Origin of the sequence: Achromobacter sp., from assembly GCF_049647645.1 — a bacterium.
Classification (GTDB): domain Bacteria; phylum Pseudomonadota; class Gammaproteobacteria; order Burkholderiales; family Burkholderiaceae_B; genus Achromobacter.
This window is the reverse complement of the sequence record NZ_JBARYB010000046.1, coordinates 1-16,859: the sequence shown is the minus strand read 5'-3', so window position 1 is coordinate 16,859 and position 16,859 is coordinate 1. Positions and strand designations below refer to the sequence as shown.

16 protein-coding genes are annotated in these 16,859 nt (G+C 66.1%); 5 read left to right on the top strand and 11 right to left on the bottom strand.

Going from position 1 to position 16,859, the window contains the following annotated elements; all coding sequences use genetic code 11:
* The first annotated feature begins 3 nt into the window (after positions 1-3).
* From WBB14_RS04330 to WBB14_RS04315, 4 genes are read left to right on the top strand one after another with little or no spacing between them, the layout of a single operon-like run.
* Positions 4-1,716 (top strand): ABC transporter permease, encoded by a 1,713-nt coding sequence (locus WBB14_RS04330; protein ID WP_424238719.1) that lies wholly within the window; start codon positions 4-6, stop codon positions 1,714-1,716.
* The gene (locus tag WBB14_RS04325; protein ID WP_424238718.1) at positions 1,713-2,798 is read left to right on the top strand and encodes an ABC transporter ATP-binding protein; all 1,086 of its coding nucleotides are present in this window, start codon (positions 1,713-1,715) and stop codon (positions 2,796-2,798) included. The genes WBB14_RS04330 and WBB14_RS04325 overlap by 4 nt, the downstream gene beginning before the upstream one ends.
* 10 nt (positions 2,799-2,808) lie before the next feature.
* The gene (locus WBB14_RS04320) at positions 2,809-3,717 is read left to right on the top strand and encodes a LysR family transcriptional regulator (protein WP_424238717.1); all 909 of its coding nucleotides are present in this window, start codon (positions 2,809-2,811) and stop codon (positions 3,715-3,717) included.
* 18 nt (positions 3,718-3,735) lie between these two features.
* Positions 3,736-4,380 carry a histidine phosphatase family protein gene (locus tag WBB14_RS04315; RefSeq protein ID WP_424238716.1) on the top strand — a complete coding sequence of 215 codons (645 nt, stop codon included), beginning with the start codon at positions 3,736-3,738 and terminating at the stop codon, positions 4,378-4,380.
* Positions 4,381-4,384: 4 nt separating this feature from the next.
* Here the strand turns inward: WBB14_RS04315 and WBB14_RS04310 are convergent, their stop codons facing one another.
* The 3 genes from WBB14_RS04310 to carA form a co-directional block, all read right to left on the bottom strand.
* Entirely contained in the window at positions 4,385-5,149 is a 765-nt protein-coding gene (locus tag WBB14_RS04310; RefSeq protein WP_424238715.1) for an SDR family oxidoreductase, read from the bottom strand.
* Between the two features lie 89 nt (positions 5,150-5,238).
* Entirely contained in the window at positions 5,239-8,478 is a 3,240-nt protein-coding gene (carB, locus tag WBB14_RS04305) for a carbamoyl-phosphate synthase large subunit (protein WP_424238714.1), read from the bottom strand.
* Positions 8,479-8,488: 10 nt separating this feature from the next.
* Complete coding sequence (carA, locus tag WBB14_RS04300; RefSeq protein ID WP_424238713.1) at positions 8,489-9,643, bottom strand: glutamine-hydrolyzing carbamoyl-phosphate synthase small subunit; 1,155 nt, start codon at positions 9,641-9,643, stop codon at positions 8,489-8,491.
* A 219-nt stretch (positions 9,644-9,862) separates the two neighbouring features.
* Here carA and tal point away from each other — a divergent pair, with 219 nt between their 5' ends.
* Positions 9,863-10,816 (top strand): transaldolase, encoded by a 954-nt coding sequence (tal, locus tag WBB14_RS04295; protein ID WP_424238712.1) that lies wholly within the window; start codon positions 9,863-9,865, stop codon positions 10,814-10,816.
* Positions 10,817-10,887: 71 nt separating this feature from the next.
* Here the strand turns inward: tal and WBB14_RS04290 are convergent, their stop codons facing one another.
* From WBB14_RS04290 to WBB14_RS04255, 8 genes are all read right to left on the bottom strand, one after another.
* A complete protein-coding gene (locus WBB14_RS04290; RefSeq protein ID WP_424238711.1) occupies positions 10,888-11,415 on the bottom strand; it encodes a carboxymuconolactone decarboxylase family protein in 528 nt (175 codons plus the stop codon).
* A 10-nt stretch (positions 11,416-11,425) separates the two neighbouring features.
* Positions 11,426-12,220, bottom strand: a complete 795-nt coding sequence (locus tag WBB14_RS04285) for an ABC transporter permease (protein WP_088142186.1) — start codon at positions 12,218-12,220, stop codon at positions 11,426-11,428.
* A gap of 3 nt (positions 12,221-12,223) precedes the next feature.
* Positions 12,224-13,033, bottom strand: coding sequence for an ABC transporter ATP-binding protein (locus WBB14_RS04280; protein ID WP_424238710.1), 810 nt, complete (start codon positions 13,031-13,033; stop codon positions 12,224-12,226).
* Positions 13,026-14,066 (bottom strand): ABC transporter substrate-binding protein, encoded by a 1,041-nt coding sequence (locus tag WBB14_RS04275; RefSeq protein WP_332013889.1) that lies wholly within the window; start codon positions 14,064-14,066, stop codon positions 13,026-13,028. Before WBB14_RS04275 ends, WBB14_RS04280 begins: the two co-directional genes overlap by 8 nt.
* Positions 14,067-14,077: 11 nt before the next feature.
* Entirely contained in the window at positions 14,078-15,337 is a 1,260-nt protein-coding gene (locus WBB14_RS04270) for a CaiB/BaiF CoA transferase family protein (protein ID WP_424238709.1), read from the bottom strand.
* A 67-nt stretch (positions 15,338-15,404) separates the two neighbouring features.
* A complete protein-coding gene (gene recR, locus WBB14_RS04265; RefSeq protein ID WP_424238708.1) occupies positions 15,405-16,013 on the bottom strand; it encodes a recombination mediator RecR in 609 nt (202 codons plus the stop codon).
* Between the two features lie 19 nt (positions 16,014-16,032).
* The gene (locus WBB14_RS04260; protein WP_057283582.1) at positions 16,033-16,359 is read right to left on the bottom strand and encodes a YbaB/EbfC family nucleoid-associated protein; all 327 of its coding nucleotides are present in this window, start codon (positions 16,357-16,359) and stop codon (positions 16,033-16,035) included.
* Between the two features lie 45 nt (positions 16,360-16,404).
* The coding region (locus tag WBB14_RS04255) for a DNA polymerase III subunit gamma/tau C-terminal domain-containing protein (protein WP_424238707.1) at positions 16,405-16,859 on the bottom strand (455 nt) is incomplete at its 5' end.

The window sequence follows — 16,859 nt, the reverse complement described above, 5'->3', positions numbered from 1 at the left end:
TCGATGAATTTTTCGGGCCACTCGCGCCTGCCCGTCGGCCCCCTGCTGACGGCGCTACTGGTGTTCGGTTTTCTGCTGCTGTTCCTGGCCGTGCCCGTGGGCACGGTGTTCTACAGCGCCTTCGTGAACGCCGACGGCAGCTTCACCATGGGCCATTTCGGCGCCTTCTTCAACCAGCCGCTGATGAAGGAAGCGTTCTTCAACAGCCTGTACGTGGCGGGCTGGTCGGCGCTGCTGGCGTCCCTGATCGCCGTGCCGCTGGCGTACTTCACCGTGCGCTTCGATTTCCGCGGCGCGCTGCTGATCCAGACGCTGGGCGTGCTGCCGCTGATCATGCCGCCCTTCGTGGGCGCGGTCGCGATGCAGCTGATCTTCGGCCGCTCGGGCAGCGTGAACCTGCTGCTCAACGACTGGTTCGGCTTCACCATCCCGTTCATGGAAGGCTTGAACGGCGTCATTTTCGTGGAGTCGCTGCACTACTTCCCCTTCATCCTGATGAACCTGGTGGTGGCGCTGCGCAATATCGATGGTGCCATGGAGGAAGCGGCCTTCAACCTGGGCTCGCGGGGTTTTCGCCTGTTCCGCCGCGTGATTTTCCCGCTGGCGCTGCCGGGCTACGTGGCCGGCGCGTCCCTCGTATTCGTCAAGGTGTTCGACGACCTGGGCACCCCACTGGTGCTGGGCACCACCAACATGCTGGCGCCGCAAGCCTATCTGCGCATCACGCAGGTGGGCCTGGAGGATCCGCTGGGTTATGTGATCAGCGTCATCATGGTCGGCTTCTCGATCCTGGCGCTGTGGCTGTCGGCGCGCGTGCTCAAGGGCCGCGACTACTCCACCCTGCAGAAGGGCGGCAGCTCAATCCAGAAACGCAAGCTGGGTCCGATGGAAAGCGTGCTGGCCTATGGCTGGATCATCCTGGTGCTGCTGCTGGTGCTGTCGCCGCACATGGGCGTGCTGCTGCTGTCGCTGGCCAGCGTCTGGAGCTTCGCGCCGCTGCCGGACGGCTACACGCTGGCGCATTACTCCGCCGTGTTCTCCGAATCGCAGGGGATGATCGCCAACACCCTGCTCTACTGCGGCCTGGCCGCGGGCGTGGACGTGATTCTCGGCACCGCCATCGCCTACCTGATGCTGCGTACCCGCCTGCCGGCGCGCCAGTGGCTGGACTTCCTGGCCTCCGCCGCGCTGGCGATCCCGGGCATCGTGCTGGCCATCGGCTTTCTGCGCACCTTCCGCGGCATCGAACTGCCCGGCACCGGCACCCTGCTGACATCGTCGTGGATCATCATCATGATCGCGTACTCGGTGCGGCGGCTGCCCTACGCCCTGCGTTCCTGCGTGGCGTCGCTGCAGCAGATCAACATTTCGCTGGAGGAAGCCGCGCAATCGCTGGGGGCAACGCGCATGAGCACGATACGCCGCGTGGTGGTGCCGCTGATGGCGGGCGGCATGCTGGCAGGCTTCGTGACCAGTTTCGTGACGGCGGCGGTGGAACTGTCGGCCACCATCATGCTGGTGACCAAGGACAGCCAGGCGCCCATGAGCTACGGCATCTATCTGTACATGCAGAGCGCGGCGGGTCGGGGCCCGGGCGCCGCGCTCGGCGTCCTGGCGGTGGCCGCGGTGGCCATCGGCACGTATGTATCGCACCTGCTGGTGGAGCGCGCCCAGGTGCGCCAGCGGCCGGCTCGCAATGAAGGGGAATCCGCATGAAGAAAGTCAGCGTCGAATGCCGCAACATCCGGCTGTCCTATGGCAAGACGGAAGTGCTCAAGGACGTCAACATCAGCATCGAACCCGGCGAGTTCTTCGCGCTGCTGGGGCCGTCGGGCTCCGGCAAGTCCACGCTGCTGCGGCTGATCGCCGGCTTCAACCGGCACAGCGCGGGACAATTGCTGGTGGACGGCAAGGACATCAGCGGCACTCCGCCCTGGAACCGCAACATCGGCATGGTGTTCCAGAACTATGCGTTGTGGCCGCACATGACGGTGTGGGACAACGTGGCCTTCGGCCTGGTCGAACGCAAGCTGCCGCGCGCCGAGATCCGCGCCAAGGTGGAAGCCGCGCTCGAACTGGTCGGCCTGTCCCAGTACGGCAAGCGCCGCCCCAACCAGCTTTCCGGCGGGCAGCAGCAGCGCGTGGCCCTGGCCCGCACCATCGTCATCGAGCCGCAGGTGCTGCTGCTGGACGAACCCCTCTCCAACCTGGACAAGAAGCTGCGCGTGCAGATGCGCCAGGACCTGCTCAGCCTGCAGCGCCGGCTCGGCATCACCACCATCTTCGTCACCCACGACCAGGAAGAAGCCATGACCACCGCCGACCGCATGGCGGTGCTGGACCATGGCGTGGTCCAGCAAATTGGCGCGCCCAGCACCTTGTTCGACTATCCGGTGAACCGCTTCGTCGCCAACTTCGTGGGCACAATGAACGTGCTGGAAGGCAACGTGCGCGAGCGCACCAGCAGTAGCGTGGTGCTGGCGGTGGAAGGCGTGGGCGACCTGCACCTGCCGCTCGCCGGCGAAGCGCCGGCCGCGTCGCGGCTGGCGGCCAGCTTCCGTCCGCACACCGTGCAGATCGAAATGGCGGACGGGCTGGGCGACGCGCGTTATGTCTGGCTGCCGGGCATCGTGGAGAGCAGCGAGTTCCTGGGCGAATTCACCCGCTATCAGGTGCAGATCGGCGAACAGCGGTTGACGGCGGACCAATCGCATCTGGCCGGGCTGTCGCCCTTCCCCATCGGCGCTCCCGTCTCCATCGGGCTGGAACCTACCCAAGTGCGGCTGTTGGCGGCCTAAACTCGGGCCCATGGAAATCTATCAGATCCGCGCCTTCGTCACGGTCGCCCGGCTGGGCAACCTGACGAAGGCGGCCGAGGCGCTGTCGCTGACCCAGCCAGCCGTCACCGCGCAGATCAAGGCGCTGGAGCAAAGCCTGGGCGTGGCGCTATTCGACCGTAGCGGCGGCCGGCTGGCCCTGACCAAGGCCGGCGAGGTACTGCTGCCCACCGCGGAGTCGCTGCTGGTGCTGGGCGCGCAGTTCAAATCCGAAGCCCAGCAGTTGCAGGGCAGCCTGCACGGCGCGGTCGAGCTGGGCGTGCCCAGCGAAAAGCCGGATTTCCTGCGCCTGGGCGAACTGGCCTCGGCCGTCACCCAGCGCCTGCCGCTGGTCGAGCTCAAAACCCAGACCCTGCCTGCCGCCACCCTGGCGGAGCAGGTTAGCACCGGCCGCCTGCCGGCGGCCCTGATCATCGCCGCCAATCCGCCGCGCGGCGTGCTCTGGCAGCCGCTGCGTAGCGTGCGCTACCGCATCGCCATGCCCAAGGAGCACGCGGCTGTGCTCAAGCGCGGCGGCTGGCGCGAGGTGGCGCAATTGCCTTGGCTGGACGGCCCTTCGGGCAGCCACACGCACCTGCTGCTGCGCGACATGTTCGAACGCCACGGGCTGTCGCCGCGCGTCGTGATGCAAAATGACGACCAGGCCAACCTGGACGCGCTGGTGCGAGCCGGCGCGGGCTGCGCGCTGCTGCGCGAGGAAACCGCCCTGGCGGGCGCGGCCTCCAATGACTTCATCGTCTGGGGCCAGGCGCGCGTCGACGCCATGCTGGGCTTCATCCTGCCCTACGAGCGCGCTAGCGAGCCCGCGCTGGTCGCGTTAAGCTCGATCATTCAAACCATCTGGAAACCGCGCGCGCCCATTGCGCCGGCCCAGCTTTAATCCCGCATCTATACCGTAATGACTGAAATCTGGTTCATCCGCCACGGCGAAACCGACTGGAACCGCCAGCGGCGCCTGCAAGGCTGGCAAGACATCCCCCTGAACGAATTCGGCGTCAACCAGGCCAGCCTGCTGGCCGCGCGCATGCGCGAGGAAGCGCGCCGCACGCCCATCCACGCCATCTACAGCAGCGATCTGCAGCGTGCCCATGCCACCGCCGTGCCCGTGTCCGAGCAGCTCGGCCTGCGCGTGCGCGTCGAGCCGGGCATCCGCGAGCGCGGCTTCGGCGTGCTGGAAGGCCTGGACCACGAACGCATCGACGTGCTGGCCCCCGAGGCCGCGGCCGCCTGGAAAAGCCGCGATCCGCTGCGCCCGCTGGACGGCGGCGAAACGCTGGGCCAGTTCCAGTCCCGCGTCATCTCCACCGTGGATGACATCGCCAGCCGCCACGACGACGAACGCATCCTGATGTTCACCCACGGCGGCGTGCTGGACATCATCTGGCGCCATGCCTCGGGCGTGCCGCTGAACGGGCCGCGCGACGCCTCGCTGCTGAACGTCAGCATCAATCGCGTCGGCGTACAGGGCCGCAAGTGGCAGGTGCTGGACTGGGGCGACGTGGGCCACGTGACCGACGAAGTCGGCGACGACGTGGTGCCTTGAGCCCTCAGCGCGCGCGGCGCGGCTTGCGCGGCGCGTTGCGCGCCAGCCTGTCGTAGACGGCGTTGGGCAGAAGGCGCATCAGCTTGGCCACGATGCCCATCTGCCACGGAATCACCACATAGGACGTGCCTCGCCCGATCGCGCTGCGCGCGCGGCGCGCAAACGCATCCGCTTCCATCAGGAAAGGCATGGAATACGGGTTATGCGCCGTCATCGCCGTCTTGATGTAGCCGGGCGCGATCGTCACCACATCCACGCCCTCAGCCGCCAGCTCCAGCCGCAGGCTTTCGCAGTAGGTCACCACCGCCGATTTGGACGCGCTATAGGCGCCCGCTCCCGGCAGCCCCCTCACCCCCGCCACGCTGGCGATGCCCACCAGCCGGCCCGATCCTGCCGCCCGCATGGACGCGATAAAGGGTTCGAAGGTCGCCACGGTGGCCAGCAGATTGGTGTCGACGATAGCCTTGAAGACGTCGTAGTCCTCGCCATGCTCGGTCAGCGTGCCGGCGCTGATGCCGGCGCTGGCGATGACCACGTCCACCCGCCCCTGGCAGAAGGCGATGAAATCCTGGGCCGCGGCATGCAGAGCCTGGCGGTCGCGCACGTCCACCGCGTAGCAGCGGTGCTCGCCCGGCAGGCTGTCGGCCAATTCCCGCAAGGCGTCCTCGCGCCGGCCCAGCAGGCCCAGGGTGGCGCCGGCGGTGGCGTATTGCTGCGCCAGGGCGCGTCCCAGGCCGCTGCTGGCGCCGGTGATGAAGACTCTTTCCATGTGTGCCTGATGCCTGTAGTGGCGTTGCAGAATTGCGTTGCAAAAAAATAGGGCACGCTTACGCGTGCCCTATTGTGTCGCTTGCCGGCTTAGCCTTGCAAGGAAGCGTGCAGCTCCTGCAGCGGATACACCTGCAGGCCCAGGCCTTGGCGCAGGTATTGCATGCCTTCGACCGCGGCGCGGGCGCCGGCGATGGTCGTGAAGAAGGTCACGCGGGCGGCCAGCGCCTGGGTGCGGATGGTGCGCGAGTCAGCGATGGCGTTGCGCCGCTCTTCGACCGTGTTGATGACCAGCGCGATTTCGCCGTTCTTCACCATGTCGACGATGTGCGGACGGCCTTCGTTGACCTTGTTCACCAGTTGCACGGGGATGCCGGCAGCTTCGATCTCGGCAGCGGTGCCGCGCGTGGCGACCAGCTTGAAGCCGAGCGCGTGCAGGCCGCGCGCCACTTCCACCGCCAGGGGCTTGTCCTGGTTCTTGACGCTGATGAACACCGTGCCGGATTCCGGCAGACGCACGCCCGCGGCCAGTTGCGACTTGACGAAGGCTTCACCGAAGCTCGTGCCCACGCCCATCACTTCGCCGGTCGACTTCATTTCCGGCCCCAGGATGGTGTCCACGCCCGGGAACTTCACGAACGGGAACACGGCTTCCTTGACCGAGAAATAAGGCGGCACGACTTCCTTGGTGATGCCTTGGGCGGCCAGGGTCTGGCCGGCCATGGCGCGCGCGGCGATCTTGGCCAGTTGCAGGCCGGTGGCCTTGGAAACGTAGGGCACCGTGCGCGAGGCGCGCGGATTCACTTCCAGCACGTAGACGTCGCCGCCCTGGATCGCGAACTGCACGTTCATCAAGCCGCTGACGTTGAGCGCCTTGGCCATCATCGTGGTCTGGCGCTTGATCTCGGCGATGACTTCCGCCGACAGCGAGTACGGCGGCAGGCTGCAAGCCGAGTCGCCCGAGTGCACGCCGGCCTGCTCGATGTGTTCCATGACGCCGCCGATGAAGACGGTTTCGCCGTCGGCCAGGCAGTCCACGTCCACTTCGGTGGCGTTGTTCAGGAAGCGGTCCAGCAGCACGGGCGAGTCATTGCTGACCTTCACGGCCTCGCGCATGTAGCGCTCGAGGTCTTGCTGCTCGTGCACGATTTCCATGGCGCGGCCGCCCAGCACGTAGCTGGGGCGGACCACCAGGGGATAGCCGATTTCGGCGGCGTGGGCCAGGGCCTCGCCTTCCGTGCGCGCGGTGCGGTTGGGCGGCTGGCGCAGGCCGAGCTTGTTGAGCAGCTTCTGGAAGCGCTCGCGGTCTTCGGCCACGTCGATGGATTCGGGGCTGGTGCCGATGATGGGCACGCCGTTGGCTTCCAGGGCGCGCGCCAGCTTCAGCGGAGTCTGGCCGCCGTACTGGACGATCATGCCGACCGGATTTTCCTTGTGGACGATTTCCAGCACGTCTTCGAGCGTCAGCGGCTCGAAATACAGGCGGTCGGAAGTGTCGTAGTCGGTGGACACGGTTTCCGGGTTGCAGTTGACCATGATGGTCTCGTACCCGTCATCGCGCAGCGCCAGCGCGGCATGCACGCAGCAGTAATCGAACTCGATACCCTGGCCGATGCGGTTCGGACCGCCGCCCAGCACCACGATCTTCTTGCGGTCGGTGGGCGCGGCTTCGCACTCTTCCTCGTAGGTCGAGTACATATAGGCCGTGCGGGTGGCGAATTCAGCGGCGCAGGTGTCGACGCGCTTGTAGACCGGACGCACGTTCAGCTGGTGGCGCAGCTTGCGCACTTCGGATTCCGAGGAATCCAGCAGGAAAGCCAGGCGGCGGTCGGAGAAACCGCGACGCTTCAGTTCCCACAGCGTGGCGTAGTCCAGGTCGGCCAGCGTCTTCTGTTCCAGCGCCAGCTCGATATCGACGATTTCCTTGATCTGCGACAGGAACCACGGGTCGATGTGCGTGATGTTGTGCACTTCGTCCAGCGTGAAGCCCTGCGCGAAGGCGTCGCCCACGTACCAGATGCGTTCCGGACCGGGTTCGCCCAGTTCGACCTGCAGCTTCTCGCGGTCGGTGGTCTTCTGGTTCAGGCCGTCGACGCCGACTTCCAGGCCGCGCAGCGCCTTCTGGAACGATTCCTGGAAGGTGCGGCCGATGGCCATGACTTCACCCACGGACTTCATCTGGGTGGTCAGGCGCGCGTCGGCGGTCGGGAATTTCTCGAAGGCGAAGCGCGGCACCTTGGTGACGACGTAGTCGATCGAGGGTTCGAACGAGGCGGGCGTGGCGCCGCCGGTGATTTCGTTCTTCAGTTCATCCAGCGTGTAGCCCACGGCCAGGCGCGCGGCGACCTTGGCGATGGGGAAGCCGGTGGCCTTGGAGGCAAGCGCCGACGAACGCGACACGCGCGGGTTCATCTCGATGACGATCATGCGGCCGTCACGGGGATTGACGGCGAACTGCACGTTCGAGCCGCCCGTATCCACGCCGATCTCGCGCAATACCGCGATCGATGCGTTACGCATGATCTGGTATTCCTTGTCGGTCAGCGTCTGGGCCGGCGCCACGGTGATGGAGTCACCCGTGTGCACGCCCATCGGGTCCAGGTTTTCGATGGAGCAGACGATGATGCAGTTGTCCGCCTTGTCGCGGACCACTTCCATCTCGAATTCCTTCCAGCCCAGCAGCGACTCTTCGATCAGCAGTTCGCTGGTGGGCGAAGCTTCCAGGCCGCGGCGGCAGATGGTTTCGAATTCTTCGGCGTTGTAGGCGATGCCGCCGCCCGAACCGCCCATGGTGAAGCTGGGGCGGATCACGGCCGGGAAACCGGAGGTGCCGACTTCGGCCGCGATGCGGCGCTGCACTTCCCAGGCTTCGTCCATGCTGTGGGCCACGCCCGACTTGGCCGATTCCAGGCCGATGTCGGTCATGGCCTGCTTGAACTTCTGGCGGTCCTCGGCCTTTTCGATGGCGTGCTCGTTGGCGCCGATCAGTTCCACGTTGTGCTTCTTCAGCACGCCGTGGTGGGCCAGGTCCAGCGCGCAGTTCAACGCGGTCTGGCCGCCCATGGTGGGCAGCAGCGCATCGGGCTTTTCACGCTCGATGATCTTTTCGACGGCTTGCCAGGTGATGGGCTCGATGTAGGTGACGTCGGCCGTTTCCGGGTCCGTCATGATCGTGGCCGGGTTGCTGTTCACCAGGATGGTGCGGTAGCCCTCGGCCTTGAGCGCCTTGCACGCCTGTGCGCCGGAATAGTCGAATTCGCAGGCCTGCCCGATGATGATGGGGCCGGCGCCGATGATGAGTATGCTTTTTAGGTCTGTACGCTTGGGCATGATGCAATCTTTACTTTTGGCCGGACATCAGGCTGATGAACTTGTCGAACAGCTCGAGGATGTCGTGCGGACCCGGGCTGGCTTCGGGGTGACCCTGGAAGCAGAAGGCCGGGCGGTCGGTGAGCTCGAAGCCCTGCAGCGTGCCGTCGAACAGCGAAACGTGCGTCACGCGCGCGGTGGCCGGCAGGCTGGCCGCGTCGACCGCGAAGCCATGGTTCTGGCTGGTGATGAACACGCGCTTGGACTGGAGATCCTGCACGGGGTGGTTGGCGCCATGGTGGCCGGTCTTCATCTTGAGCGTCTTGCCGCCCAGCGCCAGGCCCATGATCTGGTGGCCAAGGCAGATGCCGAACACCGGCAGCTTCTTGTCCAGGAAGGCGCGCGTGGCCTCGATGGCGTAGTCGCAGGGCTCGGGGTCGCCGGGGCCGTTGGACAGGAACACGCCATCCGGATTGAGCTTGAAGACTTCCTCGGCGCTGGTCTGGGCCGGCACCACCGTGAGGCGGCAGCCGCGGTCGGCCAGCAGGCGCAGGATGTTGGTCTTGATGCCGAAGTCGTAGGCCACGACGTGGAACTTGGACTGGTCAGGCTTGGAGAAGCCCTCGCCCAGCTGCCAGGTGCCTTCGGTCCATTCGGAGCTGGCCTTGACCGACACCACCTTGGCGAGATCCTGGCCGGCCATGCCGGCAAAGCCGCGGGCCAGCTCGACGGCGCGCTCGGCATCGGCGCCGACGAAGATGCAGGCGCCCTGGGCGCCCTTTTCGCGGAGGATGCGGGTGAGCTTGCGGGTGTCGATGCCGGAAATGGCGACGACGCCTTGCTCGGAGAGGTACTCAGGCAACGATTGCGTGGAACGGAAGTTCGACACGCGGGCGGGACAGTCACGGACCACCAGGCCGGCGGCGAAGACGCGCTTGGCTTCCACGTCCTCGGCGTTGACGCCGGTATTGCCGATATGCGGATAGGTCAGCGTGACGATCTGGCCGCTATAGCTGGGATCGGTGAGAATTTCCTGGTACCCGGTCATCGCGGTGTTGAACACCACTTCGGCAACGGTATGCCCAGGCGCACCGATCGACACGCCTCGAAAAATGGTACCGTCCGCCAGAGCCAGAATTGCAGGAGGGAAGCGGTTGATCCCCTCGGGAAAGAGTTGCGGCAGCACAGTAAACCCCGGTTTTAGAATCGATAATCAAACCTTCGGATTATACCCTGAGCGGCCGTTTTCCCTGGCGAACCGCGCCAAATAAGGCCGGAAACGGCGTTTTGGCCTGTTTTTCCGCATCCCGCCGTCCCCCTCCTTCATCCAGCCGACAGCGGCCTGGCGGCCTCGGTGATACGCTAGGACACCTTCAACCCTAGCCTGCTGCGAGCCGTACCGTCCATGTCCAGCCAACTTGACGCCCTGCGCAACCACACCACCGTCGTCGCCGACACGGGGGATTTCGAAGCCATGAAGGCGCTGCGTCCCACCGATGCCACGACCAACCCGTCCCTTATTTTCAAGGCCGTCCAGCAAGACGCCTACCGCCCCCTGCTGGAAAAGACCGCGCGCGAACACCGTGGCGCGCCCACCGCCGAGCTCATGGACCGCCTGCTGGTCGCCTTCGGCCGGGCCATCCTGGACATCGTCCCCGGCCGCGTGTCGACCGAGGTGGACGCCCGCCTGTCGTTCGACACCCGCGCCACCATCGAGCGCGCCCGCAGCCTGATCGCCCTGTACGAAGCCGCCGGCGTACCGCGCGAGCGCGTGCTGATCAAGATAGCTTCGACCTGGGAAGGCATCCAGGCGGCCCGCGCCTTGCAGTCGGAAGGCGTGCGCTGCAACCTGACTCTGCTGTTTTCGCTGCCGCAGGCCGTGGCCTGCGCCGATGCGCGCGTGCAGCTGATTTCGCCCTTCGTCGGCCGCATCTACGACTGGCACAAGAAATCCGCCGGCGCCAACTGGGTCGAGACCGACAACGCCGGCGCGCGCGATCCGGGCGTCGTGTCCGTCACCCGCATCTACCAGTACTACAAGCATTTCGACATCCCCACGGAAATCATGGGCGCGAGCTTCCGCAATGTGGGCCAGATCCTGGCGCTGTCGGGCTGCGACCTGCTGACCATCAGCCCGGAACTGCTGACCAAGCTGGCCGGCACCGAGGGCGACGCGCCGGCGCAATTGCGCGCGGACGACGTCCCGGCCGACATCGCCCGCATCGGCGCGGACGAAGTCACGTTCCGCACCCTGCTCAATGAAGACGCGATGGGCAGCGAAAAGCTGTCGGAAGGCATCCGCCTGTTCGTGGCGGACGCGGTCAAGCTGGATGCGCTGATCGAGGCGCAGCGGACCTGAACCGGGCGGGCGCCGCGGCGCCCGTCGCTACGCAGGCGAAGAGATGCGCGACCGGCGGCCGCGCGCCTGCGTCAGCGGTGATCGTGCGAATGCACCTGCAGCGCTTCCAGAAAGCGCGACACCATGTTGTAGGCGGCCACCGTCGCAGTCAGTTCCACGATGAGCTTTTCGGAACCCATCGCCGCCTTTGCCGCCTGGAATACGGGTTCCGGCACCTGCACCTGACGCGTCATGGCGTCGGTGTAGGCCAGCACCGCCCTCTCGCGTTCATCGAACAGGCCGGAGGCTTCCCAGTTATTCAGCTCGTCCAACTGAGCCTGCGACACGCCTTCCTTCAGCGCGATCGGCGCATGCTGGTCGGCCTCGTAAGGCGCGCCGTTGATGACCGCCACGCGCATGATCACCAGTTCCCGCAAGTCGCCCGGCAAGGCGCTGAGCTGGCGGATCGAAGTCAGGTAGTTGAGCCAGCCGCCCGCCACCGCGGGGCTGTGCAGCAGCATCTGGTACAGATGCAACACACTCCCTCGCTCGGCTACGATGCGGTCGACCAGCGGCTTGGCTTCGGGATGGGTCAGGTCGGCGTAGGGCAGACGGGCCATGGGAACTCCTTCAGATCTTTTCGGTTTCGCCGGACCGGGGCTGCCATTTCATCAGGCGTTTTTCACCCATGCCGACAACGGCATCCAACACCAGCGCGAACGCCGTCAGCACGATGATGCCCGCGAACACGGTGTTCACGTCGAAAGTGCCTTCGGCCTGCAGAATCAGGTAGCCCACGCCGCTGGCCGAGCCCAGGTACTCGCCCACCACCGCGCCCACGAAGGCCAGGCCCACCGAGGTATGCAAGCTGGAGAACACCCAGCTGGTGGCCGACGGCAGGTACACGTGCCGCAGCAACTGACGCCGGCGCGCGCCCAGCATCCGGGCGTTGTCCAGCAAGGTGGGGCTGACTTCGCGCACGCCCTGGTAGACGTTGAAGAACACGATGAAGAACACCAGCGTCACGGCCAGCGCCACCTTGGACCAGATGCCCAGGCCGAACCACATGCCGAAGATGGGCGCCAGGATGACGCGTGGCATCGAATTGGCGGCCTTGATGTACGGATCCAGAATCGCGCTGGCGCCCGGCGACAGCCCCAGCCACAAGCCGAAAGCCAGCCCGGCAATGGTGCCGATGAAAAAGGCCAGCACGGTCTCGGTCAGCGTCACGCCCAGGTGGGTATAGATGTCCGCATTGGTGACGAACCAGGCCCAGATGCGGCCCCATACCTTCAGCGGTTCGCCAAAGAAGAAGGCCACCTTGGGATCGCGCGAGGCGAAATGCCAGACCAGCAAAATGATGACGAGCAGCAGCAACTGCCAGAAGCGCAGGCTGGCCGAACCGGGTTTGATCAGTTTGGGCATGGCCTAGGCTCGCTTCTGTTGGGCGTAGCCCTTTAATACTTCTTCGCGCAGCACACCCCAGATGGCGGCGTGCAGTTCGACGAAACGCGGATGCGTGCGCACTTCGGCCACGTCGCGCGGGCGCGGCAGGTCGATGACGAATTCGCCGATGGGATGTGTGCCTGGTCCCGCCGACAGCACCACCACGCGGTCGCTCATGGCGATGGCCTCGTCCAGGTCGTGGGTGATGAAGAGCACGGCCTTGCGCTTGGCCATCCAGAGGTCCAGGACCTCGTTCTCCATGAGCTGGCGGGTCTGGATGTCCAGCGCCGAGAACGGTTCGTCCATCAGGATGATGTCGGGATCGCGGATCAGCGTCTGCGCCAGCATCGCGCGCTTGCGCATGCCGCCCGACATCTGGTGCGGATAGCGGCTTTCAAAGCCGCCCAGTCCCACACGGCGCATCCATTCGCGGCCGCGTTCCAGCCCCTGCGAACGCGGCACGCCGGCGAAGTCCAGTCCGGCCACCACGTTGTCCAGCGCGCTGCGCCAGGGCAGCAAGGCTTCGCCCTGGAACATGTAGCCGGCGCGCTCGTTGATGCCGGACAGCGGCTGCCCGAACACCTTCACGCTGCCCGACGACGGCGCCAGCAGGCCCGCGCCAACGTTGAGCAGGGTGGACTTGCCGCAGCCGGTCGGGCCCACCACCGACACGAACTCGCCCGGCTCGATGGCCAGGGTAGTGTCGCTGACAGCGGTGTAGCGCTGCGACCGGTCGTCGCGGGAGACAAAGGTGCAGCTGATGTTTTCCAGCGACAGCGCGGCTTCAGCCATTGGGGTACTTCTCGTTGGCGCGGCGGGCGTAGTCGTTGGTCCAGACCTTGGACGGGTCGATCTTGGCGCCATCGAAATCCGCCTGGTAGGCCGCCAGCGCCTTAAGCGCGGTGGCGGCGCCATCCTCGGGGATCATGCCGTCCGGCGACAGGCCTTCCAGGCTCTTGGCGATGGCAGCCTTGTAGACGGCCGGATCGCCCAGCAGATAGGTTTCCGGCACGACCTTGGCGATTTCGTCGGCGCCGGCCTTCTGGATCCACTTGTCGGCGCGCACCAGGGCGTTGGCCAGGGCCTGGGTGGTGTTGGGGTTGGCGTCGATGAAGGCTTGCGGCGCATACAGGCAGCCCGCCGGCATGTTGCCGCCGAAGATGTCCTGGGTGTCCTTGAGCGTGCGCGTGTCGACGATGATCTGGATGTCGCCCGGCATTTCCAGCATCGACACCACGGGGTCGGTGTTGGAGATGGCATCGATCTGGCCGCTGCGCAGCGCAGTCACCGCGCCGGCGCCAGCGCCCACGCCGATGATGGACACGTCCGAGGCCTTCAGGCCGTGCTTGGCCAGGAAGAAGCTGACCACCATATTGGTGGACGAGCCCGGCGCGGTCACGCCGATCTTCTTGCCCTTCAGGTCGGCGGGGCCCTTGTAGTTGGGCAGGTTCTTCTTGGACACGCCCACGCCTATCATGGGTGCGCGGCCCTGCAACACGAAGGCGCGATAGGCCTGGCCCTTGGACTGCATGGACAAGGTGTGTTCGAACGCGCCCGACACGATGTCGGCGCTGCCGCCCACCACGGCCTGCAAGGCCTTGGAGCCACCCGCGAAGTCGGCGATGCTGACGTCCAGCCCTTCATCCTTGAAGTAGCCGCGGGCTTCCGCGATGGACAGGGGGAGATAGTAGATCAGCGGCTTGCCGCCGACTGCGATCTGGACCTTGGTCTTCTCCAGCTTCTGCGCGCGCACGATGGCGGGCGCCATGCCCATGACGCCGGCGGCGCCGGCCATCTTGAGCAGATCACGGCGAGTGACTGACATGTGGTTGTCTCCTAGTTGTCGGGCAGACCGATAGCGCCGGTCTTTGCCAGCTCTTCTATAGCCGCTGAATCATACCCCAGCGATTTCAGGACTTCCTCGGTATGTTCCCCTAATACAGGGCCCACCCAACGCGTCTCGCCAGGCGTCTCCGACAGCTTGGGCACCACGGCCGGCAGCTTGACCGGCGTGCCGTCGGGGAAGCGATGCTGCTCTATCATGCGGCGCGCCAGGAACTGCGGATCGCTGAACATGTCGGCCACGCTGTAGATCTTGCCCACGGGCACGTCGGCGGCCTTCAGGACGCCCAGGGCCTCTTCGATGCCGCGCTCGCCGCACCATTGCTGGATGGCGCCGTCGATCTCTTCCACGCGTTTGGCGCGGCCGTCGTTGCGCACCAGGCCCGGATCCGTGGCCAGATCATCGCGGCCGATGGCGCGCATCAGCCGGTGGAATATCGCGTCGCCGTTGCCGGCGATGACGATGTTCTGGCCATCGCGGGTGGTGTAGGTATTCGATGGGACGATGCCGGGCAGCGCGCCGCCCGTGCGCTCGCGCACCACGCCGGCAACATCGTACTCGGGCACCAGGCTTTCCATCATGTTGAACACGGCCTCGTACAGCGCCACGTCCACCATCTGCCCCTGTCCCGCCTGGCAATCCGCGCCCTGCTTGCCGTTCCAGCGTCCGCCGGTGGCATCGCGGTGGCGCAACGCCATCATCGCGCCGATCACGCCGTGCAGCGCGGCGATCGAATCGCCGATGGAGATGCCGACGCGCAGGGGCGGCCGGTCCGGATGGCCCGACACATAGCGCAGCCCGCCCATGGATTCGCCGATGGCGCCGAAACCCGGCTGGTCCTTCATGGGCCCGGTCTGCCCGTAGCCTGACAGGCGCACCATGATGAGCGCGGGATTGATCGCGCGCAGCTGCTCGTAGCCCAGGCCCCACTTCTCGAGCACGCCCGGCCGGTAGTTCTCGACCACCACGTCGGCGTCCAGCGCCAGCTTGCGGGCGATTTCCCGCGCGCGCGGGTCCTTCAGGTTGAGCGCGATGGATTGCTTGTTACGGGCCTGGACTGTCCACCAGAGCGAATTGCCCTCGTGCAGATGGCGCCAACTGCGGATGGGATCGCCGCCGCCCGTGCCGTCAGGCCCGTGAGGCGTTTCCACCTTGATGACGTCGGCGCCGAATTCGCCGAAGATGCGCGCGGCGAACGGGCCGGCGATGAGCGTGCCGAGTTCCAGGACCTTCAGTCCGGTCAGCGCTGACATGGCTTGTCTTCCTCACTGTTTTTGCCGTTGCCGATACGTTGCCGGCAGGCGTTCTGGCACTGCGGAATCAGGTGGTCTTGCGTTCCATCAGGGCCCACGCAATGGTGCCGGCGTCCACATATTCCAGTTCGCTGCCGGCAGGCACGCCTCGCGCCAGGCGCGTGACGCGCAGCCCGCGCTCGCTCAGCGCTTCACCCAGGAAATGAGCGGTGGTTTCGCCTTCGGCGGTGAAGTTGGTCGCCAGGATGACTTCCTGCACCATGCCGTCGGTCGCGCGCTTGATCACGCGGTCGAAATCCAGCTCGCGCGGCCCGATGCCCTCGAGTGGCGCGACGCGGCCCATCAGCACGTAGTACAGGCCGCGGTAGCCATGGCTGGACTCGATCATGTTCTGGTCTGCCGGCGTCTCGACGATGCACAGCAGCGAAGGATCGCGCTTGGGATTGATACAGGTGCCGCAGACCTCTTCTTCCGAAAAGCTGTTGCAGCGGGCGCAATGCTTCAGGTCCTGCACCGCACCCGCCAGCGCCCGCCCCAGCATGTCCGCGCCTTGCGGGTCATGCTGCAGCAGGTGATAGGCCATGCGTCTTGCGGAGCGCACGCCCACGCCAGGCAGGCGCCGCAGCGCCTCGATCAGCGAGACGAGCGGCTCGGGTTCAGGCAGTAGCGGATCCATTGCGGCCTTGGGACTGCGCTCAGAACGGCAGCTTCATGCCCGGGGGCAGCGGCATGCCGGCGGTGACCGATGCCATCTTTTCCTGCGAGGTGGCTTCAGCCTTGCGCAGTGCGTCGTTGAACGCGGCGGCAACCAGGTCTTCCAGCATGTCCTTGTCGTCGCCCAGCAGCGACGGATCGATGACCACGCGCTTGACGTCGTGGCGGCAGGTCATGGTGACCTTGACCAGGCCGCCGCCGGAGGCGCCTTCGACCTGGATGTCGGCCAGCGCGTCCTGCGCCTTCTTCATGTTTTCCTGCATTTGCTGCGCCTGGCGCATCAGGCCGGCCAGTTGTCCTTTCATCATGATCGATGCTTCCTTGAATGAGGGGAATGAGAGATGGCCGCCGCTTCAGGCAGCGGCGGCGGGTGAATCGACGTGGCGGATCGAGCCGGGCACGACCTGGCCGCCGAAATCGGCGACCAGCGCTTGTACAAATGGATCGACGGCGACCGCGTCTTCGGCGGCCTGCTGGCGAGCGGCGCGTTCGGCCTGGGCCACGGCATGCGCCGTCGCCTCGCCCGTTACGCCGACCTCGACGTCCAGCCGTATGCCCTGGCCGAAATGTTCGCACAACACGGTCTGCAGACGGACGCGGCTTTCGCTTTCGGCCAGTGTCTTGACGGCCACGCGCAGGATGATGGCATCGCCCTGCACGCCGGCCCATGCGCTCTGGCGCGCCAACTCCGCCGCCAGGCCGGTGACCGGCAGGCGCGCGGCCAGCTCGGGCCAGGTCTCGGAAGTCATGTCCGCCATGCGCGCGCGCGACGACTGCCGCTTGCGCGCGGGCGCCGGGCCTTCCCGCC

Bases quoted from the DNA above. Each gene is read 5' to 3' on its own strand.
- tal (WP_424238712.1), top strand. From the start codon at position 9,863: ATGTCCAGCCAACTTGACGCCCTGCGCAACCACACCACCGTCGTCGCC.
- WBB14_RS04280 (WP_424238710.1), bottom strand. From the start codon at position 13,033: ATGGCTGAAGCCGCGCTGTCGCTGGAAAACATCAGCTGCACCTTTGTC.
- WBB14_RS04270 (WP_424238709.1), bottom strand. From the start codon at position 15,337: ATGTCAGCGCTGACCGGACTGAAGGTCCTGGAACTCGGCACGCTCATC.
- carB (WP_424238714.1), bottom strand. From the start codon at position 8,478: ATGCCCAAGCGTACAGACCTAAAAAGCATACTCATCATCGGCGCCGGC.
- recR (WP_424238708.1), bottom strand. From the start codon at position 16,013: ATGGATCCGCTACTGCCTGAACCCGAGCCGCTCGTCTCGCTGATCGAG.
- WBB14_RS04260 (WP_057283582.1), bottom strand. From the start codon at position 16,359: ATGATGAAAGGACAACTGGCCGGCCTGATGCGCCAGGCGCAGCAAATG.
- WBB14_RS04315 (WP_424238716.1), top strand. From the start codon at position 3,736: ATGACTGAAATCTGGTTCATCCGCCACGGCGAAACCGACTGGAACCGC.
- WBB14_RS04325 (WP_424238718.1), top strand. From the start codon at position 1,713: ATGAAGAAAGTCAGCGTCGAATGCCGCAACATCCGGCTGTCCTATGGC.
- WBB14_RS04320 (WP_424238717.1), top strand. From the start codon at position 2,809: ATGGAAATCTATCAGATCCGCGCCTTCGTCACGGTCGCCCGGCTGGGC.
- WBB14_RS04310 (WP_424238715.1), bottom strand. From the start codon at position 5,149: ATGGAAAGAGTCTTCATCACCGGCGCCAGCAGCGGCCTGGGACGCGCC.
- WBB14_RS04330 (WP_424238719.1), top strand. From the start codon at position 4: ATGAATTTTTCGGGCCACTCGCGCCTGCCCGTCGGCCCCCTGCTGACG.
- WBB14_RS04275 (WP_332013889.1), bottom strand. From the start codon at position 14,066: ATGTCAGTCACTCGCCGTGATCTGCTCAAGATGGCCGGCGCCGCCGGC.
- WBB14_RS04285 (WP_088142186.1), bottom strand. From the start codon at position 12,220: ATGCCCAAACTGATCAAACCCGGTTCGGCCAGCCTGCGCTTCTGGCAG.
- WBB14_RS04290 (WP_424238711.1), bottom strand. From the start codon at position 11,415: ATGGCCCGTCTGCCCTACGCCGACCTGACCCATCCCGAAGCCAAGCCG.